Below are 19,203 nucleotides of genomic sequence, written 5' to 3'. Positions count from 1 at the left end.
ACCCGGTACACAAACTAATTGACACCCCCGTCTCTCCCTTGCCCGGCAACTGCCCTATGCGCTGCGGCTGCGCGACGCCGCGATGGACCGGCTCGATCCAGGGGTGCGGCTTAGCGGCCTACAGCTGGCAGCTGCACTCGACGAACTCACCTCCAAGCTCAAGGACTTCCGACTGACCGGCCAGACGCCCGCAGAGGTGATGGAGGCCTACGCGGCCGAGCATGGGCGCACCGCTCGCAAGTGACCTCCCCCTGTATTTCGATATCAATCAGCGGTAGTCTTGATATACGGAGGTGAGAAAAATGACGCGCACGCTTATCGATATAGACGACGATGCACTCACTGCTGCAGCAGAAGAGTTAGGTACCAAGACGAAAGTGGAGACGGTCAACCGAGCACTGGGTGAGATCGCTGCGCGCAAAGAGCGGCTGAAGCTGCTCGAGTGGCTCCGCAGTGCCGAGGCAAACGACCTCGGCGAGCCCGGGGTCATGGACAACGCCTGGCGCTGACACGCCGTGTACTTCCTCGCCGACAAGTCCGCCCAGGAACAGACCAAGTACAGCCCGATCGCCGCCCGGCGGTATGAAGAACTGCTGCTCAATGGCAACCTCGCCACCTGTGAAGTCATCAACCTCGAGATTCTCTACTCCGCGCGCAGCCCCAAGCACTACGAGGACGGCGCCAAGCTCCTCCACGCCCTCCCATGTCTGTCCGTGCAGAACTCCACTCTGCGGCTTGCCATGACGATCCAATCGAAGCTGGCCGCGATCGGGCAATGGAGACGAGACATCCCGGACCTCATCATCGCGGCCGTCGCACTCGAGCACGAGGCTGCAGTGCTCCACTATGACAAGGATTACGAGATTATCGCAGAGGTCACCGACCTCAGACACGAATGGATCATCGAACGCGGGACCGGACACGGCCGGGGGACCTCCGCCTGAGTAACTTGTAGAGTAGTGAAAAACCGCTTGAGTGGTTGAGGGAGGGCGCATGGGGCACGCCTACAACGAGGAGACAGCAGAAAACGCTGCACTCGACCACCTGCGCCGACTGGGCTATGAGACTCTGCATGGTCCCGATATCGCCCCCGACTCCCCGCAAGCCGAGCGCAACAACTGGCAAGACGCGATCCTCACAGGCCGACTCCGGGAGGCAATCGCACGGCTGAACCCCGAAGCCACAGCGGAGCATCACAGCGAAGCGGCCAAAAGGTTCCTGCGCACAGAACACCAGGACCTGATCCTGGAAAACATGCGCAAACACGAGTTCCTCATCCACGGGGTCCCCGTCACCTACAGCGTGGGCGGTCAGCAGCGCACCAAGCGACTTGCGCTCATTGACTTCCACCACCCGGACGCCAATGACTGGGTGGCCGTCAACCAGTTCACCGTCATCGAGCACCGGGACCGGCGCCCCGACATCCTGACCTTCCTCAACGGTATCCCCGTGGCCCTCTTCGAACTGAAGAGTCCCTCGACGCTGGGGGCGAGCCTCAAATCTGCGTGGAACCAAGTCCAGACCTACCGTGAAGACATCCCCTCACTGTTCACCACCAACGCCGTGACCGTCATCAGCGACTGGTCCGCCTCAACCATGGGTACCTTCAGCGCCGGATTCGAGCACTATGCGCCGTGGAAGACCGTTGACGGAACCGAAACCATCACCGGCACCGCGTCCCTGGACATACTCATAAAAGGCGTCTTCACCCCGCACCGGTTCCTGGACCTGCTGGCCAACTTCATCGTTTTCTCCGAGGAAACCACCTCCACCCCGACCGGTCAGGCGAAGAACATCACCTTCAAACGAGTGGCCAAATACCACCAGTACTGGGCGGTGAACAAGGCAGTGGAGTCCGTCGTCGTCGCCTCCTCACCTACAGGAGATAAGCGCGGAGGAGTCGTGTGGCACACCCAAGGCTCAGGCAAGAGTCTTGAAATGGTCTTCTTCGCCGGAAAAATATTGGCCGACCCACGGATGGCAAACCCCACTTTGGTCTTCCTCACTGACCGCCAAGATCTGGATAATCAACTCTTCGAAGAGGTCTTCGCCCCGGCCTCAGTGCTCCCCGAACCGCCTGTGCAAGCCGAGACCCGCGAGGACCTCCGCGACAAACTACGCCGGGCCAGCGGAGGCATCATCTTCACCACCCTGCAGAAGTTCGGGGGAGAAGTTCAGGGGGACCGCCTGCTCACCGACCGCCGCAATGTGGTGGTGGTCGCCGATGAGGCCCACCGTTCCCAATACGGTCTGCAGACTCGGTTCAATGAGCAGAGCGGGCAGTTCACCGGGGGGCTCGCGAAATACATGCGCGACGCTCTGCCCCATGCAACCTACTTAGGCTTCACCGGCACCCCCATCGAATCCACCGACAAGTCCACCAAAGCCGTCTTCGGCGAATATATTGACGTCTACGACCTCTCACAGGCGGTGGCCGATGAGGCGACGGTCAGGATCTACTACGAATCCCGGTTGGCCAAGATCGACCTGGACAAAGAAGATCTTGAAGCCCTCGACCAACTCACCGACGAGATCACCGGAGAAGCCGAAGAGTCCGCAGCGCAGAAGGCCAAGAGCAAGTGGGCCCGCCTAGAAGCGGTAGTGGGCTCTGACGCCCGCCTCGACCTGGTGGCCGCCGACATCGTCCAGCACTGGGAGGCCCGGCGGGACGAGCTGGCAGGCAAAGCCATGATCGTCACCATGAGCCGGCGCATTGCGGTGGAGCTCTACGAGAAAATCACTGCCCTCCGGCCCGAATGGCATTCCGAGGATCCCTCCGCAGGAAAGATCAAAGTCGTCATGACCGGCTCCGCGGCAGATCCCGCCTACTTTCAACCCCATCTCTATGACAAGAAGCAGCGGAATCAGCTCAAAGCGCGAGCCAAAAACCCTGCAGATGAGCTGGAACTGGTGATCGTGCGCGATATGTGGCTCACCGGATTCGACTCGCCCTCCCTGCACACCATGTACGTGGACAAAACGATGCAGGGGGCGGGGCTCATGCAGGCCATCGCCCGGGTCAACCGGCGCTACAAGGACAAGACCGGCGGGCTGATTGTCGACTACATCGGGATCTTCACCAAGCTCCAAGACGCTCTGGCCGAGTATTCGCCCTCCGACCGGGAGACCACAGGAGTGCCCCTGGAACAGATGATCGCCTTCATGCAGGAGAAGTACGAGATCGTCAGCGCGATGCTGCACGGGGTCAACTTCAAGGTCACGTCAGAGATGAGTGATGCCCTACGCATTGAGATGTATCAGCGTGTGATCAACTACGTGCTGGAACAAGGCGCAGCCGATTCATCAGCAGGCAAGAACCTCACCGAAAGATTCCTCGATGAGACCCTTGCGCTGATCAAAGCTTTCGCCCTCTGTGGAGCAAGCGATGAAGCGGCCCGCATCCGGGACGACGTGGCCTTGTTCACTGCAGTGCGGGCAGCAATCCTCAAATTCCAAGCCCCAGACTCCGGTTCCGGCGGTGCCGGGGCTGAAGACATGGACACTGCCATCAGTCAGATCGTCAACCAAGCGATCACCGCCGACCAGGTCATCGACGTCTACGGGTTCGAAGGCAGAGAGAAACCGGAGCTGTCTCTGCTGGACGAAGACTTCCTCAATCGGCTTGCCGCTCAGAAGGACAAGGAACACGTCCACCTGGCCATGCTCCGGAAGCTGCTCAACGATGAAGTCAAAACCGTGCGGCGCACCAATCTGGTCAAAGGACGCAAATTCTCCGAAATGCTCGACGCAGCGGTCAACAAGTACACCAACCAAGCCCTCAGCGCTGCCGAAGTGATTGCTGAACTGGTAGAAGTAGCCAAGGAGATGAAGGGCGAACAGCAGCGCGCCGAACAGCTGCAGCTCTCAGTAGGGGAACTCGCCTTCTTTGACGCACTCGCCCAGAATGGTTCGGCGGTGACCGAGATGGGTGATGAGAAGCTTCGCGACATCACCGTTGATCTCGTCCAATCTGTGCAGTCCTCCGTCACCATCGACTGGCAAAGCCGGGAGTCGGTGAAGGCCGGCATGCGCTCCAGACTCAGACGATTGCTCGCCGTCCACGGCTATCCACCAGACCACCAAGAAGGCGCTATAGACCTGGTGCTCGCCCAGGCCGAACAGACCGCCATCCACGCATAAGTCCCTGGCCTCAGCGCGGGGTCGGACTAATCCAGACTACGGGCCCTAAGCTGAGACGCTGATCCTGCGGCCAGAAGCAGCCGCCCTCCCATGCAGAAATGAGGACCTGATGAGTATTGTCCTGACCTTGGCGGGAGTGGCGCTGGTGGCCGTGGGGCTCTGGGATATGTTTCAGACGCTGTTCCACCCCAAAGGGCAAGGATCTCTCAGTTCTGGGCTGCTTGCTGCGGTGTGGAGGGCTACCAGGGTCCTGAGGTCCCGGGTGGGCCATATTGTGGGCCCGGCGGCAATGGTGGGCGTGATCGTGATGTGGGTGGCGCTGCAAATTGTGGGGTGGGCCTTGATCTATTACCCCCATCTTCCCGAGGGGTTCGAGTATTCCTCTGAGGTGGAGCCAGCGACCCATACGCACGTGCTGGACGCGTTCTATATCTCCATGGTGACCGTGTCCACGCTCGGTTATGGAGACCTGGTCCCGACCCAGTCGGCGCCGCGGATTCTGGGACCGTTGCAGGCCATCACGGGATTCGCCCTGCTCACAGCCGCTTTGACGTGGTTCAGTCAGATCTTTCCTCCGCTGGCTCGCCGCCGTTCGCTGGCGCTGGACCTGAGGTCCCCGGCTGATGCCGACTTCGCACACCACGTGGCCAGGGTGGAACCGGACGCGGTGTGCAGAACCCTTGAGTCCCTCATGGAAGCGATCGGCTTGGTCCGCGTGGACCTCACGCAGCATGCTGAGGTCTTCTATTTTCTGGAGACGGACCACCATCAGTCTTTGTCCAGTCAGCTTCCGTACGCACTGCGTATTCGCGATGCAGCCTTGGAGCGGCCGGAGGAGTCGGTGCGGCTGCGGGCTGACCAATTGAGTGCCGCGCTGGAGAAACTGACCCGCCAGCTGCACCAGGACTTCCGGCTCCCCGGCGAGGCTCCGCAGGAGGTCATTGACGCTTACGCCGCGGCGCATTCCACCCAGAACCAGGGGTAGACCACCCGAGGGTGGGAGTCGCGGCGCTGGGCCTTGGGCGGACTTGTAGAGTGGGTGGATGGGTCGGGGAGGAAGGTTGGCAGCCCAGCGCCAGCGGGCGCCCGGCAGCCGCACTTTGAAAGGAGCATTATGACCAAGATCGCCATGCTCGGGCTGGGGTCCATGAACGGCGCCATTCTGACCGGTCTGTTGGGCTCTGGAGTGCCGACCGAAGACGTCGTCGGCACCGCACGCTCGGCTGCCTCGGCGCAGCAGCGCTCGCAGCAATACGGGGTCACTGTGCTTTCTGAGGAGCACGACGACGCTGCCAACACCACCGCAGCAGCCCAGGCGGACGTGGTTTTCCTCGGGGTCAAGCCACACCAGATCGTAGACCTCTGCTCCGGGATCAAAGACGCACTCCAGCCGCAGGCCGTCGTGGTCTCCGTCGCCGCGGCCGTCACGGTAGAGATGATGGAGTCAGCCCTGGCCCCGGGCCAGCCCGTCCTGCGGGCGATGCCGAACACGCCAATGTCAGTCGGGGCCGGAGTGGTGGGCCTGTCGCCCGGTTCGGCCGTGGGCCACGATCAGACCGAGATGGTTGCACAGCTGCTTGGCGCCGCAGGCTCGGTCCACGTGCTGGACGAACAGCAGATTGACGCGCTGACCGGCGTGGCCGGCTCCGGCCCGGCCTATGCGTTTTACCTCGCCGAGCATATGGCCGCCGCAGGTGTGGAGATGGGCCTGGACCCTGAACTGGCCGCGGACCTCGCCGCCCAGACCATCTACGGTGCCGGCAAAATGCTCATCGAGAACCGCGGACAGAACGACGCCGCCCAGCTGCGGCGCAACGTGACCAGCCCCAACGGGACCACGCAAAAGGCTATCGAGACCTTCGACGCCGCAGGCATGGACGCCACCATCCGGGCCGGCGCGCAGGCCAGTGCCGCGCGCGCGGCAGAGATCACTGCCCAGCTGCGCGGCTGACTGGCCGAATATGCCGCTTCAGCCGGCTCAGCGACGTCGAATTAGCGGCAGATTCGGCCAGTGAGGGCGCCAGGGGCCAGTCGGCGCCAGTGAATCCGGCTCAGCGGCTGGCAGTGGCCTCGGCCAGCAGCCGACGCAGCCGCACCGGGTCAATCTTCCAGAAGTCCCGGACCTTCCCGTTGATCCGCAGTACCGGGATCTCTTCGGAGAACTGGGCGCGCAGGGCGTCGTCGTGCTCAATAGTGGTCTCCTGGGGCGTGAGGCCGAACTCCGCGCACACTTCCGCAGTGACCCGCAGCGCCTCCGTGCAGAGGTGACACTCGGGCCGGGTGAGCACATCGACGACGACGCCGGACGACTCAGACATAGGTAGCTCCTGCCGGGGGAGGGGACCGGAAACGCAAAAGCCCCGGCCGGAGCCGGGGCCGTGCGTGAAACTTGTACTACTTATTGCGCCGCTGGTGGCGGGTTTTCCGCAGACGTTTGCGGTGCTTCTTCTTCGCCATGCGCTTACGGCGCTTCTTGATCACTGAGCCCATAGGGTGAACAGTCCTTACGTCGGTGGGTGGAGCAACTACCTGCCCCGTAGGCCAAAAAGGTCTTGGGGAAGTCTACCGACTCTGCTGGTGAAGGGCTAACCAGGCAGGCCCGGGTGGCTGGTGGCGGCAGCGCGGCCGAGTCGGCGCAGGCGGCAGGGCCGAGGGCGGTGCCCCGTACGATGTCTACCAATGAACTCTCCCATTGAGAAGTACCTGCACCAGCTCCACGCAGAGATCGCGGAGCTGCGAGAGGGCCAGCCCTATGCCGTCGCGCCCAAGGGTCGCCGCGTTGACCCCGAGGACTTCGGCATCTGCCTGGCCACTGTGGACGGGTACGTCTATGAAGTCGGCACCACCAGCAAAGAGTTCTCCATGCAGTCGCTGTCCAAGCCTTTCAGCTATGGGCTGGCGCTGGAGGAACATGGGCTGGAGACCGTGGATGCAAAGGTCGACGTCGAACCCTCAGGGGATTCCTTCACTGAAATTTCGCTGGCCCCGAAGACGGGCCGGCCCGCCAACGCCATGATCAATGCCGGGGCGCTGGCGGTGGCGTCGCTGATTAAGGGCGCAGGCGGCAAGACCGCCATCAACCGCATTGCCGACTTCTATTCCGGGTTCACCGACCGCCAGCTCGCCAGTCACCGGGGGGTCTACACCGCCGAGCGGCGCAACAGCGACCATAACCACGCGCTGGCTTACCTGATGAGCTCCTTCGGCCTCCTGGAATCGCCCCCCACCACCGCGCTGGAAACGTACCTGCGCCAGTGTGCTGTCCAGATCACCTGCCGGGACCTGTCCCTGATGGCAGCGACCCTGGCCAACAGTGGGACCAACCCGGTCACTGGGCACGAGGCTCTAGGGGTGGAGGCCGTGGAGCGCGTGCTCTCGGTGATGATGACCTCCGGGATGTATGACAACGCCGGGGACTGGGTCGCCTCGGTCGGTATGCCTGCGAAGTCGGGTGTCGGCGGGGGGACCCTCGCGGTGCTGCCGGGGCAGGCTGGCCTGGCCGTGTTCTCTCCGCCCCTGGACGTCCATGGCACCAGCGTGCGTGGCGAGGCCACCTGCCGGCGAATGTCAGCTGACATGGAGATGCACTTTGTGCGCTCTGCCCGGGCTGGACGCTCTGCCATCCGCGCCATCCACTCGATTGCCTATGTGCCCTCGGCGGTCCGCCGGACTGATGAGGCGGCGGCCATCCTGCGTGAGCTGGGCGACCGGGGGGTCGTGGTTGAACTGACCGGTGACCTGCTCTTCGCCGGGACAGAGTCGGTGATCCGGGAGCTCAGCAGCCTCGACGAAGCCGTGGAGTTTGTGGTGCTGGACGCCCGTCGGGTGGACGAGGTCAGCACCATGTCACACACCATGCTGGCTACGCTGGAAAAGCAGCTGCGCCACGCCCACCGTGAGCTGGTCTTTGTGGACCCTGAGGACCGACTCGCCACGGCTGTGGGTGCAGAGGAGTCCACTATTTTCCTCACGCGGAGCATGGCGATCGCCCATTGCGAGGATCAGCTGCTCCAACGGCACTCTCCGGAGCTGTCCACCCCCAGCAAAGTGCCCGTTACCGAGGCTGCGGCAATATCCTCCCTGTCGGTGGCGGAGGCCGAAGAGCTGGAACGGCACATGGAGTCACGCTTCTACCAGGACGCTGAGGTGGTGCGCCGGGTGGGTCAGCGCTTCGACGGGGTGTACTTCATCGTCTCCGGAAGGATCACGACCACCGCCCGTGACGCCGAGGGCAACCGGGTTGAGCTCGGCACGCTGGGACCGGGGATGACCTTCGGTGAACTGGCCCTGGGCCGCGAACAGCGCCAGGAAGTCACCCAGCGGGCGCAGGGGGCGGTGGAGGTCAAAGTGCTCAGCGCTGCCACCATCGACCATCTGGAAAAGCATGACCCGCGGCTGGCCGGAGAGATGTGGCGTGCGCTGACCAGAGAGGCCTTCACGCGGGTCGATCAGTACATGCGCGAGGTCACCTCGCTGATTCGGGACTACTACTAGCGCCATTAGGCGATAGCCTGTCCAGAAGACGTACAGCAGAAATACCCGAGATTCGAAGAAAGGCGGAGGCTTGAGTTTTCTTGAGTTTCTCGAGACGCGCTCGTCCGACATGGTCGAGCTGGGGCTTGAGCATGCCGGCGTCGTCGCTCTCTCGGTGCTGCTGGCCACCATCATCGGCGTCACCCTCGGGATCGCCACGTATCAGAACGCGCGCGCTCGCGGAACTGTTCTGGCCGTCACCGGAGCAATCCTCACCATTCCCTCCTTCGCGCTGTTCATCCTGCTGTTGGGTCCGCTGGGGCTGGGCTGGCCGCCCACTGTGGTGGCGCTGACGCTCTACGGGCTGATGCCGGTGGTGCGTAACACCATCACCGGGCTCCGCGGCGTCGACCCGGCGGTGCTGGAGGCAGCCAAGGGGATGGGACTGAGCCGCCGGCAGCGTCTGCTGCGGATCGAACTGCCGCTGGCCTGGCCGGTGATCATCACCGGGATCCGGGTCACCACGCTGGTGCTGCTGGGCATCACCGCCATTGCCGCGATCATCAACGGACCCGGATACGGCGACCTCATCTTCACCGGTCTGGCCCGAGTCGGAACGCCGGTGGCGGTCAACCTGGTGTTGGCCGGGGCCTTGGGCGTGATGATCCTGGCGGTGCTGTTCGACCTGCTGTTCTACACCGCCCGGAAGCTGACGACATCCAAAGGAATCCAATGACCTCTGCAGACTCACATGAGACCCGTCAGGTGATGATCCGCCTCGAGAAGCTCACCAAGCACTACCCGGGGCAGCAGCGCAATGCCGTGGACGGGCTGAACCTGGACATCAACGAAGGTGAGATCGTGGTGCTGGTGGGTCCCTCCGGGTGTGGCAAGACCACCACGATGAAGATGATCAACCGGATCATTGAGCCGACCTCTGGCCGGATCATCCTCAACGGGGAGGACGTCACCCGGACTGACGCCGACCAGCTGCGCCGGCGCATCGGCTACGTCATTCAGCAGACCGGCCTCTTTCCGCACATGACCATTGGGGAGAATGTGGCCACGGTCCCGAAGCTGCTCGGCTGGGAGAAGAGCCGGATCGATGCGCGGGTCGACGAGCTGCTCCACATGGTCAACATGGACCCGGAGATTTACCGGCACCGGTACCCCAAGCAGCTGTCAGGCGGGCAGCAGCAGCGCGTCGGGGTGGCCCGCGCGCTGGGGGGAGACCCTAGTGTGTTGCTGATGGATGAGCCGTTCGGCGCGATCGACCCCATCACCCGTGACCGGTTGCAGAATGAGTTCCTGCGGGTGCAGAGCGAAGTCCGCAAGACGATCGTGTTCGTCACCCACGACATTGACGAGGCCATCAAGATGGGTGACCGCATTGCGATCTTCAAGGAAGGCTCGGAGCTGGCTCAGTACGACACCCCGGAGCAGATCCTGGCGGCACCTGCGGATGATTTTGTCGCTGAGTTCATCGGTGGAGGCGCCTCACTGAAACGTCTCAACCTCAGCCATGTGGGGGATATTGATCCTCGGCCCTGGCCGACTGCGCCAGCGACCACCACCCTGGCTGAGGCCCGGGAGATACTGCGGAACTCTTCTGAGAGTGCCCTGATTGTGGTCGATGAGGCGGGCCGCCCGCACCGCTGGGTGGGTCCCGAGGACCTGAAACGCGCACCCGAAGGGGCCTCGCTGGGCGAGATCGGGCAGCCTCCGCGAGCGATTGTGGAGCCCCGGGCCACCCTGAGTGACGCATTGAACGAGCTCATCGCCGCACGCTACGCGGTCACGCTGGTGGTCGACGACGCCGGGCGACTGCAGGGCGTGGTGGACATCGAGCAGATCAACGACGCCATCCGATCGATGCGCGCGTCAGCCGTGACGGAGGCCCGCGCGAGTCTGGGTAATGAACCATGAGCACGCAGGCACCACCGACCGCTCACCCGGAAAGAGCAGCGTCCAGCTCCCCCGGCCTGAGCCACTATGTGGTCATGCCGGTAGTGCTGGGGCTCTCCCTGCTGGCGCTCTACATCTACGTGTCGCTGCAGGAGCTGGACTCGATCGAACAGCGCTCGCTCAACGCCGCCCGGCTCACCCGCGCCGTGTGGGAGCACGTCCAGCTCACGGGCGTCTCGACTGCGCTGACACTGCTGATTGCGATCCCGTTGGGCATACTGCTCACCCGGCCCTTCACCCGCCGGATCCGGCCCTACATCGTCACGGTGCTCACCGTGCTGCAGGCGGTCCCCACCATCGCCATCCTGGTCCTGCTGGCAGTGGCGTTCCTGTTCCTGGGCTTCGCGGCAGCCATTGTCGGTTTGGTGCTCTACGCCATCGTCCCGGTGCTGCTGAACACCATGGTGGGCCTGGAGCAGGTGGACAAGTCCGTGTTGGAGGCCGGGCGCGGTATGGGCATGTCGCGCAGCACGGTGTTGCAGAAGATCGAGCTGCCACTGGCCATACCGGTGATGCTGGCCGGAATTCGCACCGCCTTGGTCATCAATGTCGGGACAGCGGCGCTGGTGACATACATCAACGCCGGCGGGCTCGGTGACATCATCGTGGCCGGGCTGTCCACCAACCGCATCACTGTGCAGATCGTCGGGGCCGCGCTGACCGCGATTCTGGCCCTGCTCATCGACTATCTTGCGGGGCTGATTGAAGAGGCACTGCGACCCAGGGGACTATGAGCTCCTGCGGCAGCGCTGGAGCGAACAACCACACGATGGGCCATTCAACGCGGCCCGCAGAGGAGGAATGAGACATGAGGAACAACAGAGTATGGAACACCCGCGTCGCCGGCGGAGGCCTAGCGCTGGTGCTGGCCCTGAGCGCCTGCGGAGGCAACGGCGACGACGGGGACAACGGCGACGACCGCGAGCTGGCCGGTGAAACGTTCACCGTCGGCTCCAAGGAGTTCACCGAATCCCACGTGCTGAGCAATATTTCCGCACTGCTGCTGGAAGACGCCGGCGCCGAAATTGTGGACCAGACCGGCATTTCCGGCACAGCGACCGTCCGCGCGGCGCTGGAGTCGGAGGAGATCGACCTGTACTGGGACTACACCGGCACCGGGTGGGTGGACATTCTGGGCAACACCACTGAGGACCTCCCGGACGACCTCTACAGCGCGGTGGTGGAAGAAGACGCGGAGAACGGCATCGCATGGTTGGAGCCGGCGAACTTCGAAAACACCTACCGGATCGCGGTCACGGAGGACTTCGCTGGCGAACACGGTCTCAGCACTGTGACCGATGCCGCCGACTTCATTGACGAGAACCCCGACCAGAACCGCCTGTGTGCCGCCTCGGAGTTCATCAACCGCGATGACGGGCTGCCCGGACTCGAGGAGGCATACGACGTTGATTTCCAAGCCGTGGAGTTGGACCTGAACCTGATCTACCCGCAGGTCGGCGACTCCTGTGAGTTCGGCGAAGTCTTCTCGACCGATGCGCGAATCGATGCCAACGATCTGGTCGTCCTCGACGATGACCAGGACTTCTTCGTCCCCTATGAGGGCGCACTCACGCTGCGTCAGGAGACGCTGGATGAGTACCCCGTCATTGAGGAGCTTCACCAGCCGGTCAGTGAAGCACTGACTGACGAAGTCGTCATGGAGCTCAATGGCCGGGTGGATACCGCTGGGGAGGATCCCCGCGACGTCGCCGAGGATTGGCTGACTGAGCAGGGATTCATCGACTGAACCCTCTGGGAGGTCTGACGGAGCAGTCCAGCCCCGTCAGGCCTCCACAAAGCGGCCGATGGTGCGGCCCACGTTGATGCCGGGCAAAGTGTCAGTGAACATCCGGTAGTAGGCCAGCTCTTCCCGGGTCCGCAGCGGTGGGTCCACCACGTCGGCCTCTTCACGCAGGTCCTGCTCGGTGGCCGCGTGCTCAAAGTGCTCACGCAGCACCTCGTTCATGCCCGTGCCCTGACCGAACTGTTCCTTGCGGCGCCAGAGCACCTCATCGGGCAGCCAGCCGTCGAACGCCCGGCGCAGCATCCACTTGGCTGGCCGATCAGGCCCGGTCAGCTTCCACTCCGGGGGCAGGGCCAATGCCAGCTCCACCACATCCAAGTCCAGGAACGGCACCCGGGGCTCGAGCCCGTGGGCGCCCGCCACCCGGTCCACCCGCTGTAGGCCACCGATGTGCATACCCTCAATGGTGGACAGCAGGTCTTCATGCAGCGCGGCCCCGGTCTTGTGCTCCGCGTAGTGGGCGTAGCCGGCAAAGAGTTCGTCGGCACCTTCACCAGCCAAGACAACTTTGACATGACGGGCTGCCAGTTCGCTGACCATATGGTGCGGCACTGCACTGTGCACCAGGGTGGGGTCGAAGGATTCCAGCTCAGCCACAATCTGCGGGACCAGGGCGATGGCGTCGTCGGCCGTATAGGTCAGCTCATGGTGGTCTGTGCCTGCGTGCTCGGCCACCATTCGGGCAGCTTGCAGGTCTCCGCTGTCCTGCATTCCCACTGCGAAGGTCGGGATCGTCATTCCGCGGTCAGCTGCAAGCTTCGCCGCCACGGCGGTGACGATGCTCGAGTCCACACCTCCGGACAGAAGCACGCCGACCGGCACCGCTGCATCGAGGCTGCGCTCCACCGCACGGATCACGGTGTCCCGCAGGGCATCGAAGACCCACGCCGGGGGTTCTTCATACGGGGCGCGACTGTTGAGCAGCACCGGTGTAGTGCCGGGGAACGTAGGACCGGTGATCAAGCCGCCCTCGGGAGTCCACACGTGACCGGGAGGGAAGGGCTCCACCGCGGGCCGCCACTCGTCGTCGAAGGCTTTGAGCTCCGAGGCGAAGAGGACAGTCTCGCCGCGCTTTGCCCAGTACAGCGGGGCGATGCCCAAAGCGTCCCGGGTCGCGACGAATCGGCCGTCCTCGGCGGCAAGTACCAGAGCAAAGTTGCCCCACAGCTGGCTGAAGGCCGGCAGGCCCCGTTCCAGGTAGAGCTGCAGGGCGGCCTCGAGGTCCGAGCGGGTGCGGAACCGATCCTCACCCAGCTCCTGGCGGACCCGGCGGTAGTTGTAGATCCGTCCGTCACCCACCAGCCACACCGACTGTTGGACGTCGCCGAGCGGTTGGGCGCCCCCCTCGGGGTCGGTGATGGAGAGGTATTGGGAGCCGAGCCAGGAGTCACCCACCTGGCGGGACTGGGAGCCGTCCGGGCCCCGGTGTGCCATTCTCCCCAACATCCGCGGGCCGAGGCCCTCATCAGTGGGTCCGTGTGCGGCGACAATCGCTGACATGTGCTTCCCTACCTGTGGTGGCCCGCTGCGGGGCCGTTTGGGCTGTGTCCACTCAGCCTAGCCGCAGTCCCTTGCTCCCTGCAGCCCCGGCACGGTAGATGGTCCTCCTGTCTGGCAGCACAGCGTCTCGGGATGTTGGAAACTCCCTCGAAAGTAGGGCGAGTTTCCAACATCCCGAGACGCTCTACGAAGGAGGCAGGAGGGACGCAGGAGAAAGGAGGGAGGAGGCGGGGTCAGTCGAACCAGGGGTCGAGCCCGTGCAGGGGGAAGATTTCCCGGCGGGTTTGAATGATCGCGCGATCCACAGAGTCTTCCGGGTCGTAGCCCAGCTCCCAGGTCCTCCACCACAATTGGACGTCGTCGTGCATCCTCTGGGGGGCGGAGACCCCGAATGTGGACTGGACGTATTCCCGCCAGCTGATGGGGGTCGGTGTGCTCAGCGGTACGGGGGCGCCGGCGGCCACTGCGGTCAGGTGCGCCCAGGCCCGCGGCACCACCTGGTAGATGCTGTAGCCCCCGCCACCGGTGGCGATCCACCGGTCTTCGGTGACCTCTTCGGCCAGTTGGCTGATATCCAGGGCAAGCTGGCGCTGACCGTCGACGCTCATATTGAGATCGGTCAGCGGGTCATCGGCGTGGGAGTCACAGCCGTGCTGGGTGACCAGCACCTCTGGGTCGAAGGCTCTGACCAGGGCTGGCACCACGGCGTGGAACGCGCGGAGGAACCCGGCATCGCCGGTGCCGGCAGGCAGGGCGATATTGACCGAGGTGCCGAGGGCCTCACCAGTGCCGGACTCGTTGGGAAAGCCGGTGCCGGGGTAGAGGCTGACGCCGCTCTGATGGAGCGAGATGGTCATCACCCGGGGGTCGGTGTAAAAGATGCTTTGGGTGCCGTCCCCGTGGTGGGCGTCCACATCAATGTAGACGACCCGTCTGGTGCCGTTGTCGAGCAGGTGCTGGATAGCTAGTGCGGCGTCGTTGTAGATGCAGAAGCCGCTGGCGTGGGCACGGGAGGCGTGGTGCATCCCGCCGGCGAAGTTCACCCCGTGGAGGGTGCGGCCAGAGAGTAACTCCTCAGCCAAGTGCAGCGTGCCACCGGCGATGCGCGCCGCACTGGTGTGCATATCAGCGAAGACCGGCACATCCTCAGTGCCGAGTCCGTGTGCCGACGCCGGCTCACCAGAGGTGGAGCAGGCGCGGACAGCGGAGATGTAGTCACGGTCGTGGACGGTGGCGAGGGCGTCGTCGTCGGCGATGTCCGGGCCAGCAACGGCGAGGTGGGCGGCGTCGAAAATGCCCAGATCGCGGCTGAGCCGTTCGGTCAGCTCCAGGCGCACCGGATCCATGGGGTGGGAGGCCGTGAAGCGGTGACTCAGCAGCTGGGGGTCCCAGACCACGGTGGTGGGGGGCGCTGGGGTGGGGCGGGTCACAACTCAGAAGCCTACGCGTGGTCGGCGAAGTATTCGAGCCGCGAGACGTCTCCGCTGACCACGATGGTGTCGCCGGGGGAGACCATCGTGTCCGGCTGGGCGTAGACGAAGTCCTTGCCCGGGGATTTCACGCCCACCACATTGACCTGGTGGCGCTTGCGCGGCTGGGACTCATCAATCGTCTTGCCCTGCAGTGCCTTCGGCGGGCGCATCTTCACAATGGCGAAGTCGTCGTCGAACTTGATGAAGTCCATCATCTGCCCGCTGACCAGGTGGGCGGCCCGGACGCCGGCGTCATGCTCAGGGTAAATGACGTGGTGGCAGCCGATCCTGGTCAAGATTTTCCCGTGTGTGGGGTTGATGGCTTTGGCCCAGACTTGGTTCACCCCGAGGTCCACCAGGTTGGCGGCGATGAGCACACTTGACTCGATCGAGGTGCCCACGCCCACCACTGCGGAGTCGAACTCGGCTGCCCCGAGTTGGCGCAGCGCTTCGATGTCGGTGGCGTCGGCTTCCACGGTGTGGGTCAGGGCGTCGGCGTACTTCTGAACCAGGCTGCGGTGCCGGTCCACGGCCAGGACTTCCTTTTCCTGGTCCACCAGCTGCTGGGCCAGCGCAATCCCGAAACGTCCCATGCCGATGAGCAGCACCGGCTTGTTGACTTGTTGATTCCTAGCCAATGATCGGCCTTCCTTCCGGATAGCGGTAACGAACTCGTTTCTGGCGGACGGTCAGGGCCGCGGCGAAGGTGATGATTCCCACGCGGCCGGTGAACATCAGCGCGACCAGGACATAAAGCCCTTCTGGAGGGAGCTCTTCGGTCATGCCGGAGGTGAGCCCCACCGTGGCGAAGGCAGAGATCGACTCATAGAGCGGCCGGCCCATGTCCTCACCGCTGAACGTCATCAGTGCCAGGGTGGACAGCAGCACGGCGGTGGCTCCCATCGCCACCACGGAGACCGCGACCCGGACCACCTGTGCTGGAATGGTGCGGCCGTGGGCGGAGGATTCCTCATGACCGCGGGCCTCAGCCAGGAAAGCCAGAAAGATCACCGCGAGGGTGGTGACCTTGATGCCGCCTGCGGTGGAGGCGGACCCTCCGCCGGCGAACATCAGGGCGTCGGAGACCAACATGGTCTCCGAGTGCTCCAGATTCGACTCCACCACCGAGAAGCCCCCGGAGCGCATGTTCACAGAGGCGAACAGCGAGCCCTGGATCTTCTCCAACCAGGTCATGTCACCGATGGTGGCGGTGTTGTTCCACTCCAGGAACGCGTAGATCGCAGCGCCGACGAACAGCAGGATCGTGGTCACCTCCATGGTGAGCTTGGTGTGCAAGCTCCACCGCTGGAAGTGCCACCGGTACTTCCACAGCACGTACAGCACCGGGAAGCCCAGGCTGCCCACGAAGACCCCGAGCATGATCACCCACACCACCAGGGGGTCATTGTCCACCCCGCCCAGCCCGTCGGAGTGGATGACGAACCCAGCGTTGTTGAACGCGCTGATGGCGTAGAACAGGCCGTACCAGGCGCCACGGACGACGTCGCCCTCGAGGGAGATCAGCCGAGGGATCAGCACAGCGGCCAGAGCGCCTTGGACCACTGCAGAACAGACAATGACAGTTTTCAGCAGGTGACCCACCTCGCCCAACCGGCCGGTGGACATGCCCTCCTGGGCGACCAGCCGGGTGCGTAGACCTAAACGGCGCGTCACGGATACCGCCAACAGCGCCGCAGTAGTGACGATGCCGAGACCGCCGACCTGGATGCCGATCAGAATGACAATTTGACCACCCAGGGTCCAATCATCGGCGGTGTTGACCGGGGTCAGGCCCGTGATCGTGACGGCGGAGGTCGCGACGAAAAGGGCATCGTGCAGGGCAGCAGAGCTCCGTCCGGGAGTGGCCCACGGCAGCATCAGCAGGGCGGTGAAGAACCCGATGACGATCGCGAAGATCAGCAGCGCGGCGCGCGGCGGAGAGGACTGCGAGCTCCTGCTCAGTATCCCGGTGGTCCTCTTCCAGAGTGAGCGCGCATGGCGCGGTTCGGCGTCCCCTTGTGGCACGGGGCCATCGTACGCCTATGAACGCGTTGAGGCTCGACTGTTTCCAGCCGAGCCTCAACCTTGATCCAGAAGACAGCACTGTGGCTGCCGGTGGTGTCAGTCCTCTTCGACCACCAAGGGGTAGACGCCGTTCTCGTCGTGGACTTCACGCCCGGTGACCGGGGGGTTGAAGACGCAGACCATGCGCAGCTCTTCCTCCACCTGCAACCGGTGCTTCTCGTGGCCGTCCAGGAGGTACAGGAACCCGTCCGTGACCTGGTGCTCCTCACCGGTTTCGAGGTTGGTCAGCTTGCCCTTGCCCCCCACGCAGTAGACAGCCTCCACGTGGTTGGCGTACCAGAATTCGTTGTCGGTACCCGGGTGGAGAGTGGTCTCGTGGAGGGAGAAGCCGACCTTCTCCTTCCCCAGCACCATCCTGCGTGAGCGCCAATTGGGGGTCTGGATGTCACGATCGGTGCCGTTGAGGTCATCGATGTGCAGTGTGTACATGGATTCTCCGTTCAGTTCGTGAAAGCGTGTGGGGGTCCTCAGTGCGGCGGACGCAGTCGGCTGGGTTCGCCGAGCTGACCGGTGGCGGCCAGCACGGACTCTTCCAGGATCTGCAGGCCCTTCTGGAGGTCCTCAGAGCCGATGTTCAGCGGAGGCATGAGCTTGATGACTTCGTCCTTGGGCCCGGATGTCTCGACCAGCATATTGCGCTTATACGCCTCGGCGGCAACCTTGCCAGCGGTGTCAGCGTCGGGGAAATAGATGCCGGAGAGGAACCCGCGGCCGCGGATGCCCGCACCCTTGACATGCTCGGCGATCTTAGCCATCCCGGCGTGCAGTTCATCGATCTTCCCGGCAAGCTCCTTCTGGAAGGAGTCATCCGACCAGAACAGCTCCAAGGCCCGCGCTGCGGTGACGAATGCCAGGTTGTTGCCGCGGAATGTGCCATTGTGCTCCCCGGGCTCCCACACATCCAGCTGCGGCTTGAACAGAGTCAGCGCCATGGCGAGGCCGTAGCCGGAGATGGACTTTGAGACGCAGACAATATCCGGCACGATCCCGGCCTCTTCGAAGCTGAAGAAGGTGCCGGTCCGCCCGCACCCGGCTTGGACGTCGTCGACGATAAGCAGGATGTTGTGCCGGCGCAGCAGGTTGGCCAATCCTCTCAGCCACTCCATGCGAGCGGCGTTGAGTCCGCCCTCGCCCTGCACGGTCTCCACGATGACAGCTGCTGGCTTGTCCACTCCGGAGCCGGAGTCTTCCAGCACCTTCTCCAACCAGAGGAAGTCAGGAATGTCGCCGTCGAAGTAGTCGTCGTAGGGAATCTTCGAGGAGTTGGTCAGCGGGATGCCTGCACCCTTGCGCTTCATGGAGTTGCCCGTGACGGAGAGTGCGCCGAGGGTCATCCCATGGAAGGCGTTGGTGAAGGACAGGATGTGCTGCCGGCCGGTCACTTTGCGGGCCAGCTTCAGTGCGGCCTCCACGGTGTTCGTGCCGGTGGGACCGGGGAACATGACCTTGTAGTCGAGGTTTCTGGGCTCCAGAATGACCCGTTCAAAGGTTTCGAGGAACCGCCGCTTGGCCGGGGTGTTCATATCCATGGAGTGAGTGACGCCGGAGTTGGCCACATAGTCCACCACCAGGTCCCGCAGCTCGGGGTGGTTGTGTCCGTAATTGAGCGCCCCGGCCCCGGAGAAGAAGTCCAGATAGCGGGATCCGCTCTCTGTGAACTGGTAGCAGCCCTCCGCCTTGTCGAACACGGCGGGCCAGTTCTTGCTGTAGCTGCGCACCTGGGATTCGCGGGTCTCAAAAATGTCAGTAGCCATAGTCTCTCTC

The 19,203-nt window shown here is 63.7% G+C and carries 19 protein-coding genes; 11 read left to right on the top strand and 8 right to left on the bottom strand.

The genetic code is table 11. The annotated features are described in order from the left end of the window. The first annotated feature begins 82 nt into the window (after window positions 1–82). The 6 genes from FEF27_RS13380 (at window position 83) to proC (ending at window position 6,091) form a co-directional block, all read left to right on the top strand. Entirely contained in the window at window positions 83–244 is a 162-nt protein-coding gene (locus tag FEF27_RS13380) for a hypothetical protein (protein WP_166430009.1), read from the top strand. A 58-nt stretch (window positions 245–302) separates the two neighbouring features. Continuing rightward, the gene (locus FEF27_RS11465; protein WP_138171029.1) at window positions 303–509 is read left to right on the top strand and encodes a type II toxin-antitoxin system VapB family antitoxin; all 207 of its coding nucleotides are present in this window, start codon (window positions 303–305) and stop codon (window positions 507–509) included. Window positions 510–515: 6 nt separating this feature from the next. Continuing rightward, window positions 516–944, top strand: a complete 429-nt coding sequence (locus tag FEF27_RS11460; protein ID WP_138171028.1) for a PIN domain-containing protein — start codon at window positions 516–518, stop codon at window positions 942–944. Between the two features lie 49 nt (window positions 945–993). Beyond that, entirely contained in the window at window positions 994–4,140 is a 3,147-nt protein-coding gene (locus tag FEF27_RS11455) for a type I restriction endonuclease subunit R (protein ID WP_138171027.1), read from the top strand. Window positions 4,141–4,249: 109 nt separating this feature from the next. After that, window positions 4,250–5,125, top strand: a complete 876-nt coding sequence (locus tag FEF27_RS11450; RefSeq protein ID WP_138171026.1) for a potassium channel family protein — start codon at window positions 4,250–4,252, stop codon at window positions 5,123–5,125. A gap of 126 nt (window positions 5,126–5,251) precedes the next feature. Further along, complete coding sequence (gene proC / locus FEF27_RS11445) at window positions 5,252–6,091, top strand: pyrroline-5-carboxylate reductase (RefSeq protein WP_138171035.1); 840 nt, start codon at window positions 5,252–5,254, stop codon at window positions 6,089–6,091. A 100-nt stretch (window positions 6,092–6,191) separates the two neighbouring features. On the opposite strand, the gene FEF27_RS11440 is transcribed toward proC, so the two are convergent. Further along, window positions 6,192–6,458: a glutaredoxin family protein gene (locus FEF27_RS11440; RefSeq protein ID WP_138171025.1), complete on the bottom strand. Its 267-nt coding sequence runs from the start codon at window positions 6,456–6,458 to the stop codon at window positions 6,192–6,194. A gap of 76 nt (window positions 6,459–6,534) precedes the next feature. Continuing rightward, window positions 6,535–6,630, bottom strand: coding sequence for a 30S ribosomal protein bS22 (locus tag FEF27_RS11435; protein WP_022873036.1), 96 nt, complete (start codon window positions 6,628–6,630; stop codon window positions 6,535–6,537). A gap of 189 nt (window positions 6,631–6,819) precedes the next feature. On the opposite strand from FEF27_RS11435, the gene glsA reads away from it, so the two are divergent. The 5 genes from glsA to FEF27_RS11410 all read left to right on the top strand — a co-directional run bounded on the left by glsA (window position 6,820) and on the right by FEF27_RS11410 (window position 12,325). Further along, window positions 6,820–8,634 carry a glutaminase A gene (gene glsA / locus FEF27_RS11430; RefSeq protein ID WP_138171024.1) on the top strand — a complete coding sequence of 605 codons (1,815 nt, stop codon included), beginning with the start codon at window positions 6,820–6,822 and terminating at the stop codon, window positions 8,632–8,634. Window positions 8,635–8,704: 70 nt separating this feature from the next. Further along, on the top strand, window positions 8,705–9,349 hold the full coding sequence (locus FEF27_RS11425) for an ABC transporter permease (RefSeq protein ID WP_138171023.1): 645 nt from the start codon (window positions 8,705–8,707) through the stop codon (window positions 9,347–9,349). Beyond that, window positions 9,346–10,539, top strand: a complete 1,194-nt coding sequence (locus FEF27_RS11420; RefSeq protein WP_138171022.1) for a betaine/proline/choline family ABC transporter ATP-binding protein — start codon at window positions 9,346–9,348, stop codon at window positions 10,537–10,539. The genes FEF27_RS11425 and FEF27_RS11420 overlap by 4 nt, the downstream gene beginning before the upstream one ends. After that, complete coding sequence (locus tag FEF27_RS11415; protein WP_138171021.1) at window positions 10,536–11,312, top strand: ABC transporter permease; 777 nt, start codon at window positions 10,536–10,538, stop codon at window positions 11,310–11,312. Before FEF27_RS11420 ends, FEF27_RS11415 begins: the two co-directional genes overlap by 4 nt. Before the next feature lie 74 nt (window positions 11,313–11,386). Continuing rightward, entirely contained in the window at window positions 11,387–12,325 is a 939-nt protein-coding gene (locus tag FEF27_RS11410; protein WP_138171020.1) for a glycine betaine ABC transporter substrate-binding protein, read from the top strand. Between the two features lie 36 nt (window positions 12,326–12,361). On the opposite strand, the gene FEF27_RS11405 is transcribed toward FEF27_RS11410, so the two are convergent. From FEF27_RS11405 to ectB, 6 genes are all read right to left on the bottom strand, one after another. Then, a complete protein-coding gene (locus FEF27_RS11405) occupies window positions 12,362–13,882 on the bottom strand; it encodes an asparagine synthase-related protein (RefSeq protein WP_208009834.1) in 1,521 nt (506 codons plus the stop codon). Between the two features lie 233 nt (window positions 13,883–14,115). Then, a complete protein-coding gene (locus FEF27_RS11400; RefSeq protein WP_424991685.1) occupies window positions 14,116–15,261 on the bottom strand; it encodes an acetoin utilization protein AcuC in 1,146 nt (381 codons plus the stop codon). Between the two features lie 62 nt (window positions 15,262–15,323). Next, window positions 15,324–15,992 (bottom strand): potassium channel family protein, encoded by a 669-nt coding sequence (locus FEF27_RS11395; RefSeq protein WP_424991684.1) that lies wholly within the window; start codon window positions 15,990–15,992, stop codon window positions 15,324–15,326. Then, window positions 15,985–17,379 carry a TrkH family potassium uptake protein gene (locus FEF27_RS11390; RefSeq protein WP_243729214.1) on the bottom strand — a complete coding sequence of 465 codons (1,395 nt, stop codon included), beginning with the start codon at window positions 17,377–17,379 and terminating at the stop codon, window positions 15,985–15,987. Before FEF27_RS11390 ends, FEF27_RS11395 begins: the two co-directional genes overlap by 8 nt. A 96-nt stretch (window positions 17,380–17,475) precedes the next feature. Beyond that, on the bottom strand, window positions 17,476–17,868 hold the full coding sequence (locus FEF27_RS11385; protein ID WP_138171019.1) for an ectoine synthase: 393 nt from the start codon (window positions 17,866–17,868) through the stop codon (window positions 17,476–17,478). Between the two features lie 38 nt (window positions 17,869–17,906). Beyond that, window positions 17,907–19,193 carry a diaminobutyrate--2-oxoglutarate transaminase gene (ectB, locus tag FEF27_RS11380; RefSeq protein WP_138171018.1) on the bottom strand — a complete coding sequence of 429 codons (1,287 nt, stop codon included), beginning with the start codon at window positions 19,191–19,193 and terminating at the stop codon, window positions 17,907–17,909. Window positions 19,194–19,203: the final 10 nt, after the last annotated feature.

It is taken from the genome of Nesterenkonia sphaerica (genome assembly GCF_005771565.1).
Taxonomy (GTDB): Bacteria; Actinomycetota; Actinomycetes; order Actinomycetales; family Micrococcaceae; genus Nesterenkonia; species Nesterenkonia sphaerica.
The sequence above is the reverse complement of the archived record's forward strand: the minus strand, read 5'-3'. Positions and strand labels throughout refer to the sequence as shown.